Annotated in this window: 4 protein-coding genes; all 4 read right to left on the minus strand. The window is 29.4% G+C overall.

Annotation, left to right across the window (positions count from 1 at the left end; genetic code table 11):
* Positions 1–236 precede the first annotated feature (236 nt).
* The gene (locus ACODSI_RS14825; protein WP_488917634.1) at positions 237–1,109 is read right to left on the minus strand and encodes a hypothetical protein; all 873 of its coding nucleotides are present in this window, start codon (positions 1,107–1,109) and stop codon (positions 237–239) included.
* Positions 1,110–1,277: 168 nt separating this feature from the next.
* Positions 1,278–2,351, minus strand: a complete 1,074-nt coding sequence (locus ACODSI_RS14830; protein ID WP_488917635.1) for an HpaII family restriction endonuclease — start codon at positions 2,349–2,351, stop codon at positions 1,278–1,280.
* Positions 2,335–3,615: a DNA cytosine methyltransferase gene (locus ACODSI_RS14835; RefSeq protein WP_488917636.1), complete on the minus strand. Its 1,281-nt coding sequence runs from the start codon at positions 3,613–3,615 to the stop codon at positions 2,335–2,337. The genes ACODSI_RS14830 and ACODSI_RS14835 overlap by 17 nt, the downstream gene beginning before the upstream one ends.
* 328 nt (positions 3,616–3,943) lie before the next feature.
* Entirely contained in the window at positions 3,944–4,435 is a 492-nt protein-coding gene (locus ACODSI_RS14840) for a hypothetical protein (RefSeq protein ID WP_488917637.1), read from the minus strand.
* Between the last annotated feature and the right edge of the window lie 74 nt (positions 4,436–4,509).

Genomic DNA, 4,509 nt, shown 5'->3' on the forward strand with positions numbered 1-4,509 from the left:
TCATAAGTTGCAAAAAGTGTTTAATTTTTTGTCAACCTATTTCAGGAATTGTCATTGGGTATGCTTTCTGCTAACGTTCCCAGGCTTTATGTCTGTTGCTGTTTTTGTTACAGACCAAAACAAATATACCGAAAACTTTGAAAGAAAAAGTATGATTTAAAGAAAAAAGATAAGAGACCAAGCGTCCAAAAAAGCCCAAGCGCAGCAATAGCATAAAACCTGTGTTAGCAGTAGCCTTAATTTGTTATGTTTTTGATAAATTCTTTATTTGTCGACATCATTTTGTTTTCGTTTTCTTCTCCATAATCCATATATTTTTCGAATTGTTCTTTTAGTTTAGTATTCAATTCCTTATTTCCTAAATGTTCTAAACGCATAAAGTAATCCTCAAAAACGTAGATAATATCTTTGCTTTCTACTAATAATAAATTTTTTAAAAGTAATTTATCTACTTCGTTTTGGTTTTCAGTTTTTATAATATCTGCAAAAACAAAATCGCAACTATAATCAAATTCGTGATTAGAAAATAAAAGTTGTTTAATAAGTTCTTTATTTTCAATAGTTAAAATATTTATTATTTCTTCTCTTTTTAATTCCCAAACTCCATCGCTTTTGGTTATAGAATCAGACAAGCAAACAAAAGCCCAATCTTTAACTTTTAGGTTTCGTTCTTTTTCGTCATTTATATTATTAATTTCATTTATTTCAATAATTCTGCTTTTAAAAACTTCAAATTCGTTTTGTTTTAAAGTTTTAACTCCACTTGAAAAACCGACAGAAATATAATTACCATTTTTATAAAATAGAAATGCTAAAACATTTGTGTTTAAAGTGAATTTTGGAGATGGCGGACAACCAACTCCTGATTTATATAAGATTTTTATAATTTTTGTTTGACTTTTTCCTTTAAGAATTTCGATAGTTTCAACTTCAGCAATTTCATTAAAGTTGAAATCGTTTTTAATATTTGTTGTGTAAATTTTTAAAACTTTTCCATACGTAATTAGTTCACTATTTTTAGTTAAAACACGTAATGCTTTTGGATAAATTGCACTTGCAAAACTATTTACAAAAGTGATTAATAATAATATGACAAAAGTTCTTTTCATACGATTTTTCAAAAGGTTACTGCTAACGTTTTGCGGCTTCAAGAAGTGGCGATGAACCAAGACCAAGCCTTCTCAAATATAAACAAAATTTTTAATTAAAAACCTTTCCAATTTCTGATAAATCCCATACCTCGCCATTTCTTGAAACCGCTGTTAACTGAAGCCGTTTTATTTAAATCTGATTTGCAAATTTAGTTTGAAATAGCTTTTTCCATTTTCGCTGTAAACTTTTCCAAATTCGTGTCTTGAACTACTTGCGGTTTCTAATTTTGTGTTTTGAAATAAGTAATCTTCAAACTGATTTCGATTGTAAATATGATAACACAAAACATCTCCGTTTTCTTTTACAATTAAATATCCACCTGTTGCATCATAAATTCCATTCCAAACTTTTGAAGGTGTCATTCCTAATGCTACGTCAGTTAAGAAGCGTTTAATTTTGTATTCATAAAATGTATGAGCAAATTGATTGTCATAATTTAATGGATTTGTTTTGTTTATATTTTCAGTTAAATCTTTGATTGAACTTAAATTTGATGTATAAAAAGTTCTCACAATTTCAGCTAGAATGTTTGGCAACAAACTATCAATTAAAACTAAATTATTTTTGAATACATCTTGTTCAAGCGAAACGTAATTTATGTTTCCACCTAGTTGTTTTATGTTTTCTATTCTATCTTTAATTTTACTTTTTGTGTCAATTTCGTTTATGCTTTTTATTTGATTTTCTGTTGGTTGAAAATCTGAAATTTGATAAATGAAATTAGTAGTTTTTCCTGCGTTTAAAAGCGTAGCTTGTCCTCCAAGTTGTGATTTAATGCTAAATCCTAATTCAGCAGTTTGATTTATTCTTTGGTCATGTATAACGATTTGAATATCAGATTTAGAAGTTGATTTTGCTTTTAAAGAACCACAATTTATTGAGTACATAAAAGTTTCAATTTCTGGAATACTAAATGCTCCATTTGAAGCTTTTATTGTTGCTAATAACTTTACCGATTGCTCAGTAAAAGTTTTTACAGGAATTCTTAATTGTTCTTTTCCACCAGAAATAATTACTAAATCTCCATTAATTTCATATTCAAAATTACCGCCACTTTCGTTACGAATAATCTTGATTATAGGATAAAATAATTCTTCAACTTTATTTAAATCTGCATCGCCTGCAAATAATTGTTTATCGCCAAGTAATTTGAACAAAGCGTAAATCTCACTCCATTCTCCTTTATTTCCTGATAGCATATTTTTTAATTCCGATTAGTTCTAAAATTTTATTTGCAGTTGCTTGAATAGCTGGAACGGCAACAGAGTTGCCGAATTGTTTATAAGCAGATGCGTCAGCAACTGGAATAATAAAATTATCGGGAAATCCTTGTAATCTTGCCCATTCTCTTGGTGTCATTTTACGAATTCCTTCACGATTTACAGTTCCTTTTATATGAGTTGTTGGTGTGTAATCTACAATTCTATGGTCTAAAACCAAATTTCTTTCTCTTCCCATTCCTCCAACAACAATTGCGTTTGCAATTCCATTGTCTGGAATTATTGCATAACCAAAACCATTTCCTTTGTTTTCGTGTCTTGCTTTGTGATTAACTAAAGTTTGAACATATTGCGTTGAAAGATAGTATTTTGTTGGTGGAACATTTTTCTCTTTTACTTCTTCAAAAGTTGGGTTGTTTTCTAAAGGTTTTGGATATTCAAAACTCGAAATGTTTAAATCTTGGCGGAAGCCAACGATATAAATTCTTTCTCGATTTTGTGGAACTCCAAAATTTTTGGCATTAATAATTTGTGGTTCAGGCACAAAATAACCTAAATCATTTCTTAAAACATTTAGAATTGTTTCTAACGTTTTTCCTTTATCGTGACTTCGTAATCCTTTTACGTTTTCAAGAAAAATTGCTTTTGGCTTATGTTTTTTGATAATTTCTGCAACATCAAAAAACAATGTTCCTCTTGTGTCATCGAAACCACCACGTTTTCCTGCAATTGAAAATGCTTGACAAGGAAAGCCTGCACAAAGTAAATCGAATTCTTCTGGAATATAATTTTTAATTTGCTGTTTTGTAATGTCGCCAAATGGAACTTCTCCGAAGTTTACTTTGTAAGTTTTTTGAGCTTCTTTGTCCCATTCACTTGTAAAAACACATTTTCCGCCAAGGTTTTGCATAGCAATTCTAAAACCACCAATTCCTGCAAATAAATCTATAAATTTAAAAGTATAGTTTTCTGGAGTTGGAAACGGAACGTTTTCAACTTCAAAAAGAAGTTGTTGCATTGCATCTTCGGCAACGATTGAAAGTTTTTCTTCTTCTTGTTTGTAAGTTACAAAATCATTTAAAACTTCTAAAGCATCATCTTTATAATACTTTGAAACTCCGTTATGAATGTTGTGCAGATAATGAGTTAAAACCGCTTTTCCATTTTCATTTGGTTCAACAAGTCTTACCTGATAGCGTTTGCCATCAAATTCGTCAATACTTATTTTTTCTTTTAACTTCATTTATAATTCAATTCTATTTTTCGCAAGTTCGTAATTTTTGCGTTATGAATTATCATAAATCAGAAAAGTATTTCACGATTTTTTCAACAACTTTTAAAGTTTTTTTGGGGTTTTATAAAACGAAAATTTTCTTTTTTATTCCGGATTCCACGGGTTTCAGTTAACGTTCTGTCGCTTGCGCCAGTGGCGGTTTTCGACACTGACGAAAACAAATATACCGAAAAGTTAGAAAGAAAAAACGCGATTGAAAGAAAAAAGATAATCACTTCCGCATTCTGATAAATCCCAAGCCACGCCATTGGCGCAAACGGCTGTTAGCAGACGTACTTTATTTTTCAACTTTGCTTTCAAATTTTTCAATATACTTTTTTGCCTTATTTCTTATCCAGGTATTTTTACTTGAACAAAATGGTAGAATTTCTTTAATATAATTGTTGTTCTTCATATTGTAAATTGTATCAATAATATGTCCATCCACAAATTCATCGTCTATTTGTTTAATGAGTTCTGATGAATATTTAGAATATTTGACATTTCCGAAAAGTAATATAAAACTCTGCCTTCCTCTTTTTGCATTTCTATTAGTAGCTATTTCAAGTAGACTTTCAAAAAGATTTTCATCATTCTTTAGTTCTTTGTTAAGTAATAGAATTTGTCTAATTGTCTCTCCATTTTTCCAAATTTGATGCTCAAAAATGTGCCAATCAGGAAGTTTTGTTAGTGGATTTATTTCAAGATTAGTTACAAGTTTAAAAGGTATCAGTGATTTTGTTTTTTCAATCAATTTTATGATTTCTTTTTTAGGGTCTTGAACTTTCATTTTTTTTCTAGATTGTTAGTGTCTTGTCCTGAAATAGGTTGACGTTTTTTTGTTAATTTATATTTCAAAAATAG

The organism is Flavobacterium sp. FG139, assembly GCF_057809695.1.

What these genes read in the sequence shown, in the direction of transcription:
- ACODSI_RS14840 (WP_488917637.1), bottom strand. Translation starts at nt 4,435, where the DNA reads ATGAAAGTTCAAGACCCTAAAAAAGAAATCATAAAATTGATTGAAAAA.
- ACODSI_RS14825 (WP_488917634.1), bottom strand. Translation starts at nt 1,109, where the DNA reads ATGAAAAGAACTTTTGTCATATTATTATTAATCACTTTTGTAAATAGT.
- ACODSI_RS14835 (WP_488917636.1), bottom strand. Translation starts at nt 3,615, where the DNA reads ATGAAGTTAAAAGAAAAAATAAGTATTGACGAATTTGATGGCAAACGC.
- ACODSI_RS14830 (WP_488917635.1), bottom strand. Translation starts at nt 2,351, where the DNA reads ATGCTATCAGGAAATAAAGGAGAATGGAGTGAGATTTACGCTTTGTTC.